A 16395-nucleotide genomic window follows, 5' to 3' on the forward strand; every position below is an offset into this window, starting at 1 on the left:
TCGCATCGAGAAACGCAGCGCGGACCTCTTGCGAGTCGTGAGGCGGCAACCTATTGTCTGAGCACGCGTTTTTATCAGCCCCGGCCTCCCCGCCGGGGTTTTGCATTTTGTCCATGATGCGGTGCACTCACGCGGCTTCGGAGGTGTTCATGCGAGCGCGCTTCGCCACCCAGGCATCGAGGTCTGCGATATCGTAGACCACTCGCCGCGCGAGCTTCGCGTAGCGAGGGCCGCCGCCGTACACACGCAATTTGCAGATCAGGCTGTAGCTCAATCCGAGGTAAGCGGCAGCGTCTCTCGCGTTCAGGCGCTTCGGTTGCAGTTGCATTTTGCAGCATCTCCGTGAGATCGGGAACAACTCGCAAAATTTCGCTGCACTTCGGGGAAACTGCTATTGCCGAAACAAGACTACGAGTCGACATTGAGACCAGCCGAAGACTACGACGGTTTCATTCGACTCGAGCGAGCCGACAACCCGAAAGTTCTAATCAGCCTGAGCGCTATAATGCACGGGAAAGCTACGACGCTCATGGTTTCGCCAAGTAGCGCATTCTGGACCTGTCGCCTTGGAGTGCTGCCATGAGCCGTTCGGATGACTTCGCCCTCTTCATGCTTCTTCTCTTCGGCGGTGTTCTGCTGTTCGCCTACATCATCAGTCGCGTGCATGAGCCAAAGCCGACGCCGCCAACGAAGGGCCTCGAAGACCTCATCGAACTGGAGCCGGGTGTTTGGGTTCATCCCAACTCGCCCGAGATGGAAGAAGCGGGGCGCCCGATCATGGGGCCTTACTGGTGGCTGAAGCTGATGATCTTCGCCGCTATGGTGGTTTCGTTCTACCACCTGAATTCGGGCGCCCGCACCTTTCTGGAAGGCGTTTTCGGCAGTCACCGATAGGACGGAAGCCGCCGCTCAACATCGGCGCCCAGCACCCCGATCTGCCGCATCCTGGGCGACGAGGATCTGATCTCCCGAATCGCGGCAAGATATTCCTGTCGCTCCGCCCGCGTGCGTGCCGATGCCGACATCTGAAGCAGGTTGCGCAGCACCGTCCCGGGATCGGTTTCCGTCAGCATGCGTAGACGTTCACGGGCCTGCGCGCCGCCGATCTGACGGCTGATACGCTCCGCAAGGTTGTCGAGGATTGCCCGCACATTGCCCGTTGCCATGCCCGCCGCAGCTTTCGCCCCGGTCAGCGCCTCACCGACATCGAATGTCGTCTGTGCCGTGTTCGAGTTGCCGAACACCGTCTGTGTAGTTCGCGTCGTCGCCCTCTCGCGGCTCATGTTGCGGATGATGCGCGCGGCGTCGCCAGCCGGGTAAATCTCGCGAATGAAATCGCGCCACGCTGGCGTCATGAACTGGTTCGCCGCGCCCGTGTCATCAATCACGCTGCGGATTTGCCCGACCAGGTTGCGTTCGAAGGCCAACCGGAAAAGTTCCTGCTGGGGCGCGTTCATGTTCTGGAACTCCGCCAGCGCCTCGCGGATCTGGTTCGTCGTGCGCTTCGGATTCGCCATGTTGGCGGCGAGTTCGCCCGCCCCTTGCGTGGTCATCGCGTCCGCGTATTGCCGCCGGATCTGCGGCCACGTGTTCGGATAGGTGCGATCCATCTCGTCGAGAAACACGCTGCGCAAATTCTGCGCATGCCGCGCTTCGAGCGGGTTTGTCCGACTTTCGGCTGCCGCTCGCAGAGCACGCTGCGTGTAGTCGATCACCTGCGGTGTCAACTCCATGCGGTTCGATGGAACAGGCATTGGGTTGCCAGGGTTGCGAGCATTGTGCGCCCGCGCTTCCATGACGGCCTGCTGGCGAGCGTTCTCAACGGCACGACGGAAGAAGCGGTCGCCGTTCAGTGTAGCGAGCACCTGGCTTGCGTTCTGTCCAAGATCAAGCGGCTGCTGCGCATAGAAGGCGTCGTAAGCCGTTCGCATGTCACTTCTGAGCTGCTGCTGTGCCGCCGCCTCCGCTGCGTCGTAATCGCCGCCACGAAACATGCGCGTCATGCGCTCGGGTTGCTCCGCCTGGCGCTGAAAAAGCCGGTTCGCACCCACTTCGTCGCGTGACAGAATGAAATCAGCGCGGGCGTCTCGCGCCAGCGATTGACCCGCCGCGCGCCCGGCGATCTCGTCCGCAAATTCGATGAGATTCAGCGGCGTCGGGTTGGCTTCCTGGTAAACACCCCAGTACCGCGCCACCGTGTCCGGGTGCAGGTTGTTCGCCTGCGCAATCTGCGCATTCGTCTGCCCCTGTAGCCGCCCCATGATTATATTGGTCATCTGATCTGGGTCGAACCCACGCGCCACAAGCTGTGGCGAGAGACGCGGGATAATCGCATCGCGCACTCTGTCGGCCGTGATGCCGTGCTGGTTGAGTCGATCCGCCAGCGTGTCGACCGTGGTCGTGAACACAATCTCATCGGAGCCTTCATCGGCCCAGGCTCGCGCCTTGACCACGCGAGCCGCCATGGCATCGCCAAGGGGATCGAGCAGCGCGACTGCGGACGAGTGCAAATCGACGGTGTGCTCCTTGCCGTTCTTGCAACGCTCCTTCGCGATGGTCCATGACGCGGCATCGAGGTCGAGTTCGGCCCAGCGCATGGCGGCCACTTCTTCGCGGCGCTGTGCCGTCAGCAGCAAGAGCTTGAAGATGTTCTCGAAGGGCCAGTCTTCATCGCTGGCGGCCTTCCAGAAGGCCCGCAACTCCTCATCGCTCAGCACGCGGTCGCGGGCTTCGGACGTGGCAGGGCCGCGCATGCCTTCCATGGGGTTCGCTTCGATCATGGCGCGGTCGAGCGCCCAGGCGAAGATGGGCGAATGTCGGAGAACAACGCGCGCGCGGCTGAAACTGATCGCTTCTCCACCTCGTCGATGGCGGCCGCGATATGCCCCCGCGTGATGAGCGCGATCGGTCGCGTGCGAAACGCCTTCGTGTCGGATGAGCCGAGTCTTGTCGCCTTCTGCCGCCAGTATCGCGTCGGCCTTGCGTGAAGCGAAAGGTAGCGGTCAACCGCTTCCGCGAAGGTGAGGCCAGTCAGCTTCGCTCTTTCATCCTTCTTGGCCTGGGCGACATCGGTTCCCCGCGCGACCTTGCCGAGTTCCTCCTTTGCGATGCCGCGCGCTTGCTCCGGTGTGAGCACGCCATGCTTGCCGAGCGTGACACGCTTCTGCGTCGTGCCGCGTCCGCCAAGGCGGTACTCCACGAAGTAAGAGCATGCGCCGGTCTTTGTGGCGACGGCCCCGAAACCGGTTGTCTCCGTGTCTCTGAGATACAGCGTCCTCGCGCGGACTTGCGCATCGCTTCGCAAAGCATCAATCGAGCGCTTGGTTATGCGCTCCTTGCGCCCGGTGTCTTTCCCCTTGGAATCCGTCATTGCTTGATCCCCCGTCGTGACGATTCTTGGCGTTGAGTCGTCACCAAATCGTCACCGTGGAGAATATGTAAGGAAATCAGGTGCAACTCAAGGGTACACATGATGCTGTTTTATCGAACTTATTGCCATCAAGGGAAACATCATGAAACTGGAGATTATCGTTACCCGCATACTCTTAATCAGCGGGTCCAAGGTTCGAATCCTTGTGCGCCCACCATTAAAATCAAGGGGTTAGACCCTTGATGTCGGGCAATCTAAAGTATCTGGGTAACAGCGAGGGTAACAATCGCCTCGTTTATTCGGTAACTCTTGCGACACCCTCCATCGCCCTTTTGTCGGTTACACCCAAAAATCGGCAATGTCTAAACCGATGTCCAGCCCCGTCTCTACGTAAAGCATCGAGATTACATCCCCATATTCGCCATTTGATGAGGGTGAGGATCGCCCGCAAAGCTACTCCCCCTCTTTTCTCGTCTCTACGACAGGGGAAACGAGCCGACGCTGCCCCGCGCCCTAAACCGTCACCCGCGCCAGCCGATAAGCTGTAGCGCGACAATTTGGGTGAGAACGGCGCGTCAATCAGGATGAGACGAGACGAGGCAGCCGAGCGATATGATGATTGTCGCTCGGCGCGTTCCTGGCAAGGCCTTTGATTGACGGGGAGCGTCAATCAGCCTTCGGATGTTCCGGTTTTCTTGATTGTCGCGTTGGCGGCCGGGCGTCCGCGTCCGCGCTTTCGCTCGAGGGCTTCGCGCCGCCGGTAGCTTTCGACGTTCATTTCCAGGATCGTTGCATGATGGACGAGGCGGTCGATGGCCGCGAGCGTCATGGCCTGATCGGGGAAGATCTTGCCCCACTCGCCGAACGGCTGGTTGGCCGTGATCAGCAGGGATCGCCGCTCATAGCGTGCAGCGATCAACTCGAACAGGACGCTGGTCTCGGCCTGATCCTTGGTGACGTAGGCGATGTCGTCGAGGATAAGGAGGTCGTAGCGGTCGAGTTTGGCGATCGCGCTTTCAAGAGCCAGTTCGCGGCGGGCGACCTGAAGGCGTTGCACAAGATCGGTGGTGCGCGTGAACAGCACCCGCCAGCCGTTTTCGACCAGCGCCAGGCCGAGCGCTGCCGCCAGATGGCTTTTGCCCACGCCCGGAGGGCCGAACAACAAGATGTTGGCGCCTTTGCCGAGCCATGCGTCGCCAGAGGCCAGCGCCATCACCTGGGCCTTTGAGACCATCGGCACGGTTTCGAAGTCGAAGGCGGCAAGCGTCTTTCCTGCCGGCAGACGCGCCTCGGCCATATGGCGTTCGATGCGCCGGCGACCTCGGTCGGCGAGTTCGTGCTCGGCAAGGGCTGCCAGGAAGCGGGCCGCCGGCCAGCCCTCCTTGTCGGATTGCTCGGCAAGCCTGTCCCATATCGGCTTGATGCCCGGCAGGCGGAGTTCGGTCAGCAAAAGCTCGAGGCGAGCGGCGTCGATAGTCGCGGTTGTCATGCTGCTGCCTCCAGGCTGAAGGCCGGCCCGACAGGGTGAACGGCGGCAAGCTCATCGTAAGCATGGAGCGGCGCGAGGTTCACCTCGACAACGGGCGCCGAGGCCTGGGGCGCTCCGAAGCGTTCGCGCAATCTGGCAAGGTCCAGCGTCTGGCCGGAATGAAGCGCGGCGTCGATAGCCTGGTGGAGTGAATTTTACATTTGTTTCACACCCGCTGGTGGCACCCTCATCAAATGTAAAATTCGAAACTGCACTAGAATCAATTGGTTGCTAGTGCTCTTTGAGGCGCATACGTTTGCTGGGGAGCGAGCAGCAACGTGGACCAAACGTATGCGCCAGAGCACTGGGCCAGTTCAGCCTCGCAGCCGCGATCGTGCGCCAGCGCCAGCAGTTCGACCGTCACCTTGCACGCTCGCTTTTCGCCGCCGCGCAACGCCTCGAAGGCTTTTCGATAAGCCGCATGCGGGAACAGCTGGTCGCGATAGGCAAGATTATTGAGCGCCATCGGCTTCTTGCGGAGCGCGTGAATGACATGGCGGTAATCGACCACGTGCCCGCCCTTCTTGTCCGAGACCGGCTGCCCGCGTTTGAGTGTCATCACAAGCGTCGAGCCGAGAAAGCATTCAAGGCGGCCGTCGTAGATCCGAACGCGCAGGCGATGACCGATCAGCCGCGACGGCGTGGTGTAGAACACCCGGCGCAGAAGCCGCCGCTCGACGTGACCGTGACGGGCTTCTCCTCGTAATCGGCGGTGCGCCGCTTCGGCAGCGGGGTAAGGGTTGCCCGCTCCAGTTCGATGCGCTTGCGGTTATGAGCATTGCGCCGGCCGACGATCTCGTCGACGAAGCCGCGGTAGCTGTCGAGGTCTTCGAAGTCGCTGCTGCCGCGGAGCAGAAGCGCGTCCTTGAGCGCCCTCTTCAGATGACCATGGGCGCTTTCAATAGACCCGTTCTCATGCGCGATGCCGCGATTGTTGCGCGTCGGCGCCATCCCGTAGTGACGCATGAGGCTCTCGTAACGCTGGGTCAGGTCGTCCTTTGCTGTCTTGTCCAGATTGCGGTACGCCGCCGACAGGCTGTCGCTGCGATGTTCCTTCGGCACGCCGCCGAGCGCCCAGAGCGCGTTCTGCAGACCCTCGGCCAGCGTGTGCGAAGCCCGAGAACGCCAGCCGGAAGTGATAGAGCCGATGATCGAGCGCGACGCCCGCAATCGTAATGCAAAGCTCGCTCGTGTCCGTGAAGTCCCTGGCGGAAGATGACATCGCGCTCTGGCCCTTCGACGGCGCGCCAGGTTCGCATCCGTCGTTCCAGCGTGCGCCGTATATTGGGATTAAGGCCGGGATGCCGCCGCCGGATCTCGTCGAACACGGCGATCGACCAGATGCCCGGCGCCGCTTTCAGGATCGGAACGACCTCGGCGTCCCATATCTCAGCGAGCGGATCGGGCCGCCGGCGTCCGCGCGGCGCCTTCTTTTGGGAGGGCAGACGCGGATCGTTCTCGATCCGGTAGCCGCTCGCGGGTGCTGAAGCTAACCTTGGCGGCGGCAACAGCGGTGTCGTGGGTCTGTCGGAAACTCATATACAGCCTGATGGTCGGTGATGTGGAGGCCGGGCAAGCGATGATCCCTCGAGATTGAGACGAATCAGTAGCTTGACGCCGTCCCGCTCGACCGCCAGACGGGTTCGAAAAAACGCCGCCGCGGATAACCGCCGTCAGTCGGGCTGCGCCCTCCTTCCGTCAGTTAACCCCGGCAGTCTCATCCTGATTGACGCTGCCCTCTCATCTTGTTTGTCGCGGCGCAGATAAGCGATGGAGCGCTCATAATACCTATGAATAGGTTTATTTCTGGCTATATGGAAGTGGTTTTAAATCAGGCGGATTAGTCCACCACATTGCATCCCTTCCATATCATTGTATTTAGATGCTATGGCATCGGAAAGATTATCGATCGCAACTTTTGCGTCGGGTGCTTTTTTGTCGACTTCGTCGAACAGATCGTCGCTACTATCTATTGATCGCTTTTAAGTTTTTTTGTAAAATTTCTATTGCTTTCGGGGTATGCCACGATGTTTGCTGGAAAAATATCTCCATTGGTTCGCCGTTGAGCAAGCCTTGGGGATTTTTAAGCATCGGCCCGAAACGATACCGTATTGGTGCATTCTTCCGCCACTTCTGTTAAGTCGAAAGAAACGAGCCAAAGACGATGGCGTTTTCGTTCCCATGTCCAGTGTTTTAAATATTCTAATTCAGCTTTTGAAACGATATACTCTAACACTACGCCAGAATTATCATCCCCTGCTCGTGCCGCCACCTTGGCTGCTCGTTCAAGTGATTGCGCACTGTCAATCGTTGTATAATAGCCATTTGCAAAATCAGTGTTTATGCGAGACTCAGATAGATTTATACATTTTTTTATTATGGAATCGGCTCCGGCTTCGGTAGTTGCATGATAGAAAGTAACGCTGTCGGCTGCCTGTTTCAGCTTTGCTTCCAGTGTCAGTACAGGTGACGGCAAAGCGAGGAACTCGCCGGGCTTCGCCTCAGTGGGAACGGGATAGGAGATGCCATCTGGCGTGACCAGCTTGTAGCCGTTCTCGACTGCGGTGACGACGCTGCCTTTGGCCATTTGCGTGCCGTCGGTGAGCGCCACATCATCGGTCAGCTGCACCGTGGTGCCGAAGACGGGCTTCGGGCTTTGGGCAAAGCTCGGCTCGCCGACCGACCTTGCGAGATCGTCGGCGATGGTGCCACCGCCGTTGATCGCCTTCGCCGCGGTCTTGGCCGGCCGCAGCGCAGCGCCTCGGATCGAAGGACTGCCCGCCGACATTGTCATGGCCGACACGGTTTACGACAGCGATCGTCTGCGCGACGCCATCGCCGAAAAAGGCGCCGTGGCGGTCATCCCCAACAATCCCTCGCGCGCAAGCTGGACAAACATCTCTATGCCCAGCTGAATGGCTGCTGAGCAGAGCGACACGTCTTGTATGAACCCGATCCTTAGGTGAATCTCAAGCTTTTGCACTTGTAACCGCCGTGTAACCACGGCGCGCGTCGCCCTTCGACGCACCGCCTCGACACCGTTCGCCGTTTACTCCCGATTGCACCGGAGTGCGCTCGGGAACGGCGTTTTGCAATTCGGAATTGGCAGGGAAGTGGTGCCGCTTGCGTGACTCGAACACGCGACCCCCTCATTACGAATGAGGTGCTCTACCGGCTGAGCTAAAGCGGCGATGCGGGGAATCCCGCGTGACATGCATAGCAACGGACTTCTCGCGGTGCAAGCCCGCTTTGAACAAATTTTGGCGGACCATCGGATGGAATGCTTCGCATGCACGGCGCTTGCTCGGAGGGGTCGCGGTCACCGGTTTACGCAAAGCCCTGTCTAGCGTCGTCTCTTAATTCAGGCGCGGCACCACGCTGCAAGGTCTGGTGGTCGACGCAACAGCACGGTGAGCACGCGAGCGCCCGTCCGACCTTCTCGCAAAGGCCATCGGTGCCTCTGCTCCCTGCGGAGAGATCACGACCGCACGATCCAGAAGTCCGTGTCACCGACGCGACGTGCGCGCCAGCAACGATCACTCACCTGTTAGCGACGACGGAACCGGTCGACCGACGTCGTAACCTCTTCGGCTTCCACGGTCGTTTCTGGAGTTGTAACCAGAGCATTCGATGTCGCCGTGTCATTAGCGGGCGTGGGCGGCGTCTTCGCGTCGGAACCGTCCTTGCCGACCGGAGATGCGACCACGTCGACCGGCTCGTTCGAACGGCCGGACAAGCCCTTGGCCTTTGTATAGGTGTCGGGCAACGATTCGCCTTCTAGCGACACCACGTCGAGGGCAGAGATCTCGGCGGCGAAGTCGTCGGGGCTCGCTGTGGCGTTGGCAGGTGGCGTCTTCCACTCGAAACTGCCAAGCGCGCCGGTGGTCGGGGAAATCGGCTGCCATTCGGCCGAAACGGTTCCGTCCGGCGCAACCCAGACCGGGTCCGGAGCGCCACGCGCCGCCTTCGCGAGCCATTCGCGCGCACGACCCGAATCGCGATTCTGCCCGGCCTCAATGCGCGCCATCAGGCGGCAAACGCGCGCAGGCGGATTGTTGGCGAGATAGGGTTCGAGCGCAAGCCGCGCCGTCTTCCATTCCTGCGCGTCGATGGCGGATACCGCAACCGCAACCGCGCCTTCGAGCGTCTGCGACCCAGCCGCGACGAGCGACTTCACGCGGGCGAGGCGATCACGAGGCGAGTCGCCGCGCCGTGCGTGGGCAAAGGTCAGCGCGATTTCCGGATGCTGCGTCGAGCGCCATGCCTGCGTGAGTATTTTCGTCGCGCGCGATGTCTGGCCCTGCGTGGTCAGGATGCGCCCTGCAACCACAGCGGCGGGGATCAGAGTCGGCGACAGGTCGAAAGCTTCCGTCGCGTAGGCGAGCGCCTTGCTTGGCTGCGAGTCTTCCAACTCGATGGCGAGCTGCGTCAGAAGCAGCGAACGGCGCCGGTCGGCTTCGGGCTTGGCGAGATGACGATGTTCCTTCGCGATCTGAAGGGTTTTCAGCGCGGCCCGCCAGTCACCCTCGCGGGACTGGATCTCGAACAGCGCACTCGAAGACCACGCCAGCGCGGGATTCGCGGCCAGCGCGCGTTCCGCAAACTGCTTGGCGGCCTCGTTCTGGTTCGCCTTCTTCGCTTCCATGTAAAGTCCGCGAAGGCCAAGCTCTGCCATTTCCGGCTTTTCGAGCATGCGCTCGAACGCCTGCCGCGATGCAATCGAATCCTCGTTCAACTGCGCCGACTGCGCCTGGAGCAGAAGGGCGAGCGGCTCGTTTGGAACGGTGCGCCTCGCGATCGCGTCCGCCTTGAGCGCGGCGGACTTATCGCCCGCGCCTGCTGCGAAAATGCCGCGACGCACGGCTTCCTGACCGACGCGCTGGCGGCGGCGCTGGACCCTGCCGCGAAACTTCTTCGGGCCCGTCCATGTGAGGAGGCCGAGCCATCCCAAAAGGAACACGATGACAAAGGCCAGCAGCAGAGCTACCGAACCGATGAAGACGCTCGTCTGGATGTCATAGCCGAGCCACTGGATGGTGACGTTACCCGGCCGGTCCGCGATCCAGGCAAACCCGACGGCGACAAGGACGATGATCACGAAATAGCCGATGAGGCGGGTCATGACTTAGATTCCAAAGTTAGCGAGTTCGCGCTTGGTTGCCGGTTGTTCAGTTCTGGGCGGCCTGGGGCTTCGTCAGGGACGCGATAATCTGCTGATCGGTGTTCTTTACGGCTTCGTCGGCAGCGACGCGGGCTTTCACCTGCTCAAGCCACGCGCCGATTTCGTCCTTCGCCGTAGCGGGAAGCGTTTCCGCCGCCGCAAGGGCACCTGCGGCATTTCCGGCCTTCAGCGCGGACGAAACTCGCCCGAGGATGGCCTCGACCGTATCGCCGCCATCGCCGGACGGCTTGACCTGCACTGCGGAGCGTGCGCGCGCCATCACCTGGCCCACAACGCTGTCGGGCGACTGCTTCTGATAATGCCGCTGGATCGCCACGCGCGCCGCATCCTCGAAACTCGTCCGCAGCGCGGCGATGGAGGGCACGCCCTTGTCCTTGTAGGCGGCGAGTTCAGACACCGGAAGCTTTTCCGGCGACAGGTTTTCGATGGCCGTCAGTTCTTCTGCGAAGGGCCGCCCATCGGCGACCGCGCGCTTGAAATTGGCAAGTGCGAGCGAAAGCGCGGCGTTGCGGGCGTCGGCGCGCCGTTCGCCAAGGCCGCGTTCAAGGCCCGTGATACGGTCCCCGATGGGCGCGATCTGCTCCGCGACAGCCGCCGCCACGACTTCCTTGCTCGGCTCGATGCCGGGCTTCTGCTCGACGGCTTCGATGCGCTGCGTTACCGATTGCAGCGAGGCGGCCGTATCTTTGCCGGTCTTCTCAAGCGCGTCGAGACGATTGTTGACCTCGGTCAGATCGACGGCTGGAGCTGCCGGAGCCGGGCTCGCTTCTGCCGCTGCGACGGGCCGCGCGCGCACGGCTTCACCGAGTTGCGCCGCCGCTTGTGTCGGTGGGCACCGTGAAATACACCACGCCAGCGCCGACAAGGCCGCCAATGACGCCCGCCGTCAGCGCCTTCAGAACGCCGCCTCCGCTAGAGGGCTGCGGCGCCGGCTCGATGATCTGCGGTTTCGGCCGGGGCGAGGTGTCTGCGCCCGCCGCCGCTGGCTGAGCCTTTTCGCCATCGATGATAGTCGGTCTCGGTTTCTTGTCTTCGGGCATTGTCGGACCAGCCTATTTATCTTTTTTGCAAGCGCCATCTTCCACAGGATCGTGGTCGCGGAAGGGCAGGGTTGCGCCTAACGTACAAGGTCAAGAAGAGCCTTGCGATTCGGCCTTTCGGATATGTAAACGCCACGCGGTTCGAGCGTTCGAAGTTGCTGCGCTACTGTTTCCGATATGCAAAAATATGACAGTTTTTTAGCGCATTCAGCCAATCGATGCCTGTGACATAATGAAACGTATATTTCGGCCGTGCGTGGCGAGAGCAACGTCACCCCGTCGAGCGTGCCCTGTTCGATCATGTCGGCGATATCGGGTCTGAACGCCTCGGCGGCTTGCATGACGTAAACCGCGAGCGACCGCGACGGCATGCCGTGGCTGGTCAATTCTCCGACGATGTCGAACGAAAGATGTTCGCCCGCAACGTGGACGAAGCGTGTGCCGGGCGCGGCCATGGCAATGATCGCGGCGGCGAGTTGTTCGCCTGTGTCAGCGACCGCGAGCGGCTTTTGAAGACCGCAATGTCGGGCGCGCCGCGCTGTAGCGTCACCCACGCAATAGATAGGGAAACGCGCCAGGCCACCGATTGCGCCCGCCTGTTCCAGCGCGCGCAACGTGTTGCCGCTCGTGACGATGAGCGCGTCCGTATCCTCAAGCTCCGCCGCATCGAAATCGAGCGCGCGCAGTTCGATGAGCGGCTGGAGCACAGGCTCATGCCCAAGTTCCCGCAATTCGCCCGCAAACGGCGCGGCGTCCTGCTCCGCTCTCGTTACCAGCAAACGCATTCCGCCTCCGCTGTCGAAAAATTCCGGACGAGGTGCGGAAGCCGCGAGGCGGCATTCCGCTGATGCGCGATCATGTCAGGCAGCCGGGGGGAACACATCCTTGCCGCCCCGTGCGTAAAGCTCCTGCGCGGCGTCCTTGCCCATCGCGGCTGCGTCGTTCGCGCTGCCCTCGCGGGTCGTTTCGTAGATGCGTGCGCCATCGGGCGTGAGGATTGCGCCCTTGAACGACACCCTGCCGTGACCGTCGTAGCGGGCGAGCGCGGCAATCGGCGTGCGACACGAGCCGTCGAGTTCACTGAGGAAGGCGCGCTCGGCGTCGATGGCGTAGCCGGTCGCTTCGTCATGCAGCGCCATGATGAGTTCGCGCGTCACCTGATCGTTCGAACGGATCTCGATGCCGATGGCGCCCTGCGCAGGCGCGGGCAGCATCTCTTCCACAGGAATATGTTGGGTGATGCGGTCGGAAAGGCCAAGCCTGTTCAAGCCGGCGGAGGCCAGCAGCGTCGCGTCCGCCACGCCGTCTTCGAGCTTCTTGAGGCGCGACTGCACGTTGCCGCGGAAGAGCACCGTCTTCAGATCCGGGCGCTTGTTCTTGATGAAGGCTTCGCGGCGAATGGAGGCCGTGCCGATGACGGCGCCCTCCGGCATGTCTGCAAGCGATTTCGCCTTCATGGAGATGAACGCGTCGCGCACATCCTCGCGGGGGAGGTTGCAGACGATCTCAAGCCCATCCGGCAGGAAAGCCTGCACGTCCTTCATCGAATGGACGGCGATATCGATCTGGTCAGCGAACAGCGCCTCTTCAAGTTCCTTGGTGAAAAGCCCCTTGCCGCCAACCAAAGACAAGGCCTTGTCGAGGATTTTATCGCCAGTCGTCTTGATGACGACGCGCTCGAATTTGACCTCGTCGCCATAGATCGCGGCCAGGCGGTTCTGTACTTCCGTAGCTTGCGCCAAAGCCAGCGCACTGCCACGGGTACCGATGCGAATTTGCCTTGCGTCTGAGTGATTTTTCATGGTTGTGTTGACTTAGGTTGTAGGGGTGCGTCCGACTTCTTGAGGGATGCAGAGGATTGGGACACTAAGCATATCGCAGCCGCAAGGTACAGCACTAAAGCAAGACGGAATTAGACACTGATCATGCAGCAACGCGCGAGCACCGGAGCAACTAAGGAGCCGGGGGCGACAAAAGACCGCGAGTTGACAGTGCTGGGAATCGAGACGAGTTGCGATGAAACCGCTGCTGCTATAGTCCGGCGCGACCCTTTCGGCAACGGCACACTTCTCTCGTCTATCATACGGTCGCAATTCAAAGATCACGAAGCCTATGGCGGCGTCGTTCCGGAAATTGCCGCGCGCGCTCATGTCCAGGTGGTCGACAAGATCGTGGAGGCCGCGCTGAATGAGGCGCAGCTTGACTTCGGCGACCTCGACGGCGTGGCCGCGACCGCCGGGCCCGGTCTGATCGGCGGCGTCCTCGTGGGCCTCGTCACGGCGAAGGCCATCGCGCTCGTCCACGACATTCCGCTCGCGGCGGTGAACCATCTTGAAGGCCATGCGCTGACGGTCGGTCTCACGGAAGGGCTTCGGCCGCCATACCTGCTTTTGCTGGTGTCGGGTGGTCATACGGAATTTCTGAAAGTCGGCGGTGCGTTCCAGTACGAGAAGCTCGGCGGCACCATCGACGATGCGCTGGGCGAGGCGTTCGACAAGGTCGCCAAGATGCTCGGCCTCGGCTTCCCCGGCGGCCCCGCCGTGGAGCGCACGGCCGCCAGCGGCGATCCGTATCGCTTCGATCTGCCGCGCCCGCTCGCGGGACGCACCCGCCCCGACTTCTCCTTTTCCGGCCTCAAAACCGCCGTGCGGCAGGTCGCGCTTACGCATGCGCCTGTGTCGCGCCAGGTCGCGGCCGATCTCTGCGCCTCGTTCCAGAAGGCAGCGGGCGACGTGGTGCGCGACAGGCTGCGCGCCGCCATGACAATCTATGAAGCGTCCGGCTTGGCACGGCGGCTCGTCGTGGCGGGCGGCGTCGCCTCCAACCGAGCGCTGCGAACCGCGCTGCTGAAGGAGTGCGAGGCGTCCGAATACACCTTCCACGCACCGCCGTCGGGGCTTTGCACCGACAATGCGGCGATGATCGCCTGGGCCGGAGCGAACCGCATCGCGGCCGGGCTTGTGGACGGGCTCGACGTTGCGGCCCGCGCGCGCTGGCCGATTTCCGAAGTTTCGGTCCCGGTCGAGACGGTGAAGGAGCTTTCCGCGGCGGAATGACCCTGACGGGGCAAGCGGGTTGCGCGGTCTTCGCCGCCCCGCTACCACAGCCGCCGGAATCGGCATCGCCCGCAGCCGCATGTCGCGGGGTATTTATAGAGAGGCGGCTCGGCCATGGCCACGAACACCCCCGGCGAGGCAACGCGATTGCAGCACATAGGGGTCATTGGCGGCGGCGCCTGGGGAACGGCGCTTGCGCAATCCGCCTGCCGCGCTGGGCGCAAGGTCACGCTCTGGGCCTATGAGTTCGAAACGGTCGCCGAAATCAACGATCACCGCACGAACCGCGTCTATCTGCCGGGTGTCGCCCTCGATCCAGGCATTCGCGCGACCGCAAAGGCGAAGGATATCGCGGCGGCCGACGCTCTTCTTTTTGTTGCGCCCTCGCAGTTCTCGCGCGCCGTAGCCAGCGAAATCGCGCCGCATCTTCCAAGCGGCACGCCCGTTGTGATCTGCACCAAGGGCGTGGAGCAGGGCACGAACGCGTTCATGAGCGAGGTGGTGCACGAGGTGTTGCCCGGCGCGAAAATCGCCGTCCTCTCCGGCCCGAGCTTCGCGGGTGAGGTGGCTCGCAGCCTGCCCACCGCGCTGACGCTCGCCTGCCCGGACGAGGCGCTCGGCGCGGAACTGACCGCAGCCCTGGCGCATCGCACCTTCCGCGTTTACTGGACCGACGACGTTACGGCAGCACAGGTCGGCGGAGCGGTGAAGAACGTGCTGGCGATTGCGGCGGGGATCGTGGAAGGCCGGAAATTCGGCGCGAACGCTCACGCGGCTATGGTCACGCGCGGTTTCGCGGAACTGGTGCGGCTCGGGCGTGCGCTCGGCGGGCGCTTTGAAACGCTGACCGGGCTTTCCGGCCTCGGCGATCTCATCCTCACCGCATCGAGCGTTCAGTCGCGCAACATGTCGCTTGGCTTGGCGCTTGGGCAGGGCCGCTTGTTGTCCGAAATTCTCGGCCAGCGGAAATCAGTCTCCGAGGGCGTGCATTCGGCGGGCGCGGTTGTCGCGCTGGCGGCGAAGCACGGGGTGGAGATGCCGATCTGCGAGGCCGTGCACAGCGTCGTCAAGGGCGAGACGAGTGTCGATGATGCCATCGATGCGCTGCTGTCGCGCCCGTTGCGCGCCGAGGTGGATTTTCCGCCCGCGCAGTAAACCGCGCGCCGCTTCCCGAACGCGGCGTCACTTCGCCTGCAACTAATCCGAGACACGCCCAACAAAAAAGGAGGCCGAAGCCTCCTTCCTTGCAAATTGTAAACCCGCGTTACTGAACCTTCGGAGTTTCGGCAGACTTGTTCTCGTTGATCTTCTCGTTGACCTTGTCCTTCGCCTGATCGTAGGCTTGACCGGCCTTCTCCTTCGCCTGCTTCCAGCTTTCGGCCGCCTTCTGGCGCCACTCGGTTACACGCTGATTGAACGCCTGATCGTTCAGCGTCTTGTAAGCCGGAGCGGCCTTCAACTGCTCCTTCGTGGCGTCGACCGTGAAGACGTGCTTGTTGTCTTTCACTTCGGATTTGATCGCGTCGAAGGGAACGGCGACTTCCTTCTCGCCGATGCCGAGCACACCGCCGACGCCGATCACCGCAATCGCAATACGGCCGTCCTTGTCGAACACGAGGTTCGCAATCTTGCCGATCTGCTGGTTGTCCTTCGCGAGGACGGGCGAGCCGACGAAGTCGGTGCCGAGCACTTCTTCATTCGTCTGCTGCTCGATGAAGGTGACAGGAGCCGTAGCGGCCGGAGCCGTCGTCTGCGCTGCGAGGGGGCTGATAGCAATCATCAAAGCGGCGACCGCCGTGAGTGTGGTTTTCATTCGGGAAACTCCATGTTCGCCGTGCCAAGAAACACGGATGGTAAGACACACGCATATAGGAAAGGTTCCGGTTGGCGGAATGACGCGAGTTCATGAATATTTCGAAAGACTCGGGCTTCCAGGTCGACCGGAGCTAAACAAAGCTGCAAAAAACGCCGGGCCTTACTCAACCTCTGCGGGTTGATTCGTCCTTACGGTGATGAGTTGCACCGCAACAAGGCCGTTTTCGGGCCGGATCGCGTGCGATTCAGACCGTCCACCGCGCTAGTGCTCTGGCGCATACGTTTGGTCCGCCTTGCTGCACGCTCTCAAGCAAACGCATGCGCCTCAAGAGCACTAGCAACCGATTGATTATAGTGTAGTTTCGAATTTTACATTTGATGACGGTGCCACCAGCGGGCGCGAA

At 61.8% G+C, this 16395-nt stretch carries 15 protein-coding genes, 1 tRNA gene and 2 pseudogenes; 5 read left to right on the forward strand and 13 right to left on the reverse strand.

The genetic code is table 11. The features are described 5' to 3' along the window. Positions 1–127 precede the first annotated feature (127 nt). The gene (locus tag T281_RS01530) at positions 128–328 is read right to left on the reverse strand and encodes a helix-turn-helix transcriptional regulator (RefSeq protein WP_052036906.1); all 201 of its coding nucleotides are present in this window, start codon (positions 326–328) and stop codon (positions 128–130) included. A gap of 251 nt (positions 329–579) precedes the next feature. On the opposite strand from T281_RS01530, the gene T281_RS01535 reads away from it, so the two are divergent. Beyond that, positions 580–894, forward strand: coding sequence for a hypothetical protein (locus T281_RS01535; RefSeq protein WP_037233067.1), 315 nt, complete (start codon positions 580–582; stop codon positions 892–894). Here the strand turns inward: T281_RS01535 and T281_RS01540 are convergent. The 3 genes from T281_RS01540 to istB form a co-directional block, all read right to left on the reverse strand. Then, positions 885–2780 carry a tyrosine-type recombinase/integrase gene (locus T281_RS01540; RefSeq protein WP_037233070.1) on the reverse strand — a complete coding sequence of 632 codons (1896 nt, stop codon included), beginning with the start codon at positions 2778–2780 and terminating at the stop codon, positions 885–887. The genes T281_RS01535 and T281_RS01540 overlap by 10 nt on opposite strands. Beyond that, positions 2777–3370 (reverse strand): Arm DNA-binding domain-containing protein, encoded by a 594-nt coding sequence (locus T281_RS01545; RefSeq protein ID WP_037233072.1) that lies wholly within the window; start codon positions 3368–3370, stop codon positions 2777–2779. Before T281_RS01545 ends, T281_RS01540 begins: the two co-directional genes overlap by 4 nt. Positions 3371–4040: 670 nt before the next feature. Then, positions 4041–4859, reverse strand: a complete 819-nt coding sequence (istB, locus tag T281_RS01550) for an IS21-like element helper ATPase IstB (RefSeq protein WP_037233075.1) — start codon at positions 4857–4859, stop codon at positions 4041–4043. A 35-nt stretch (positions 4860–4894) separates the two neighbouring features. Here istB and T281_RS18595 point away from each other — a divergent pair, with 35 nt between their 5' ends. Continuing rightward, positions 4895–5050, forward strand: coding sequence for a hypothetical protein (locus T281_RS18595; protein WP_155954984.1), 156 nt, complete (start codon positions 4895–4897; stop codon positions 5048–5050). Positions 5051–5205: 155 nt separating this feature from the next. Here T281_RS18595 and T281_RS19455 read toward each other — a convergent pair. Further along, positions 5206–6474 (reverse strand): annotated as a pseudogene (locus T281_RS19455) (IS21 family transposase); the annotation flags it as partial. A gap of 507 nt (positions 6475–6981) precedes the next feature. Beyond that, complete coding sequence (locus T281_RS01560; RefSeq protein WP_155954986.1) at positions 6982–7692, reverse strand: DUF3990 domain-containing protein; 711 nt, start codon at positions 7690–7692, stop codon at positions 6982–6984. Between T281_RS01560 and T281_RS01565 the strand changes: the two are divergent. Further along, a pseudogene (locus tag T281_RS01565) lies at positions 7664–7809 on the forward strand (IS5/IS1182 family transposase); the annotation flags it as partial. The gene T281_RS01560 and the pseudogene T281_RS01565 sit on opposite strands and share 29 nt — an antisense overlap. Positions 7810–8012: 203 nt before the next feature. Here the strand turns inward: T281_RS01565 and T281_RS01570 are convergent. The 6 genes from T281_RS01570 to hemC all read right to left on the reverse strand — a co-directional run bounded on the left by T281_RS01570 (position 8013) and on the right by hemC (position 12922). Further along, positions 8013–8088, reverse strand: a tRNA-Thr gene (locus T281_RS01570). Between the two features lie 357 nt (positions 8089–8445). After that, positions 8446–10020: a heme biosynthesis protein HemY gene (locus T281_RS01575; protein WP_052036910.1), complete on the reverse strand. Its 1575-nt coding sequence runs from the start codon at positions 10018–10020 to the stop codon at positions 8446–8448. A gap of 46 nt (positions 10021–10066) precedes the next feature. After that, entirely contained in the window at positions 10067–10876 is an 810-nt protein-coding gene (locus tag T281_RS01580) for a COG4223 family protein (RefSeq protein WP_037233082.1), read from the reverse strand. A 4-nt stretch (positions 10877–10880) separates the two neighbouring features. Then, positions 10881–11120: a hypothetical protein gene (locus T281_RS01585; RefSeq protein WP_037233085.1), complete on the reverse strand. Its 240-nt coding sequence runs from the start codon at positions 11118–11120 to the stop codon at positions 10881–10883. Between the two features lie 77 nt (positions 11121–11197). After that, positions 11198–11905, reverse strand: a complete 708-nt coding sequence (locus tag T281_RS01590; protein ID WP_037233087.1) for a uroporphyrinogen-III synthase — start codon at positions 11903–11905, stop codon at positions 11198–11200. Positions 11906–11980: 75 nt separating this feature from the next. Continuing rightward, positions 11981–12922: a hydroxymethylbilane synthase gene (hemC, locus tag T281_RS01595; protein ID WP_037233090.1), complete on the reverse strand. Its 942-nt coding sequence runs from the start codon at positions 12920–12922 to the stop codon at positions 11981–11983. 183 nt (positions 12923–13105) lie between these two features. Here hemC and tsaD point away from each other — a divergent pair, with 183 nt between their 5' ends. Together tsaD and T281_RS01605 are read left to right on the forward strand one after the other, a co-directional pair. Continuing rightward, positions 13106–14176 (forward strand): tRNA (adenosine(37)-N6)-threonylcarbamoyltransferase complex transferase subunit TsaD, encoded by a 1071-nt coding sequence (tsaD, locus tag T281_RS01600; RefSeq protein ID WP_037233206.1) that lies wholly within the window; start codon positions 13106–13108, stop codon positions 14174–14176. Between the two features lie 114 nt (positions 14177–14290). Further along, entirely contained in the window at positions 14291–15331 is a 1041-nt protein-coding gene (locus tag T281_RS01605) for an NAD(P)H-dependent glycerol-3-phosphate dehydrogenase (protein WP_037233093.1), read from the forward strand. Positions 15332–15440: 109 nt separating this feature from the next. Here the strand turns inward: T281_RS01605 and T281_RS17310 are convergent, their stop codons facing one another. Further along, entirely contained in the window at positions 15441–15989 is a 549-nt protein-coding gene (locus tag T281_RS17310) for a PRC-barrel domain-containing protein (protein ID WP_052036911.1), read from the reverse strand. Between the last annotated feature and the right edge of the window lie 406 nt (positions 15990–16395).

The organism is Rhodomicrobium udaipurense JA643, assembly GCF_000636015.1.
In the GTDB taxonomy this organism is placed as follows: domain Bacteria; phylum Pseudomonadota; class Alphaproteobacteria; order Rhizobiales; family Rhodomicrobiaceae; genus Rhodomicrobium; species Rhodomicrobium udaipurense.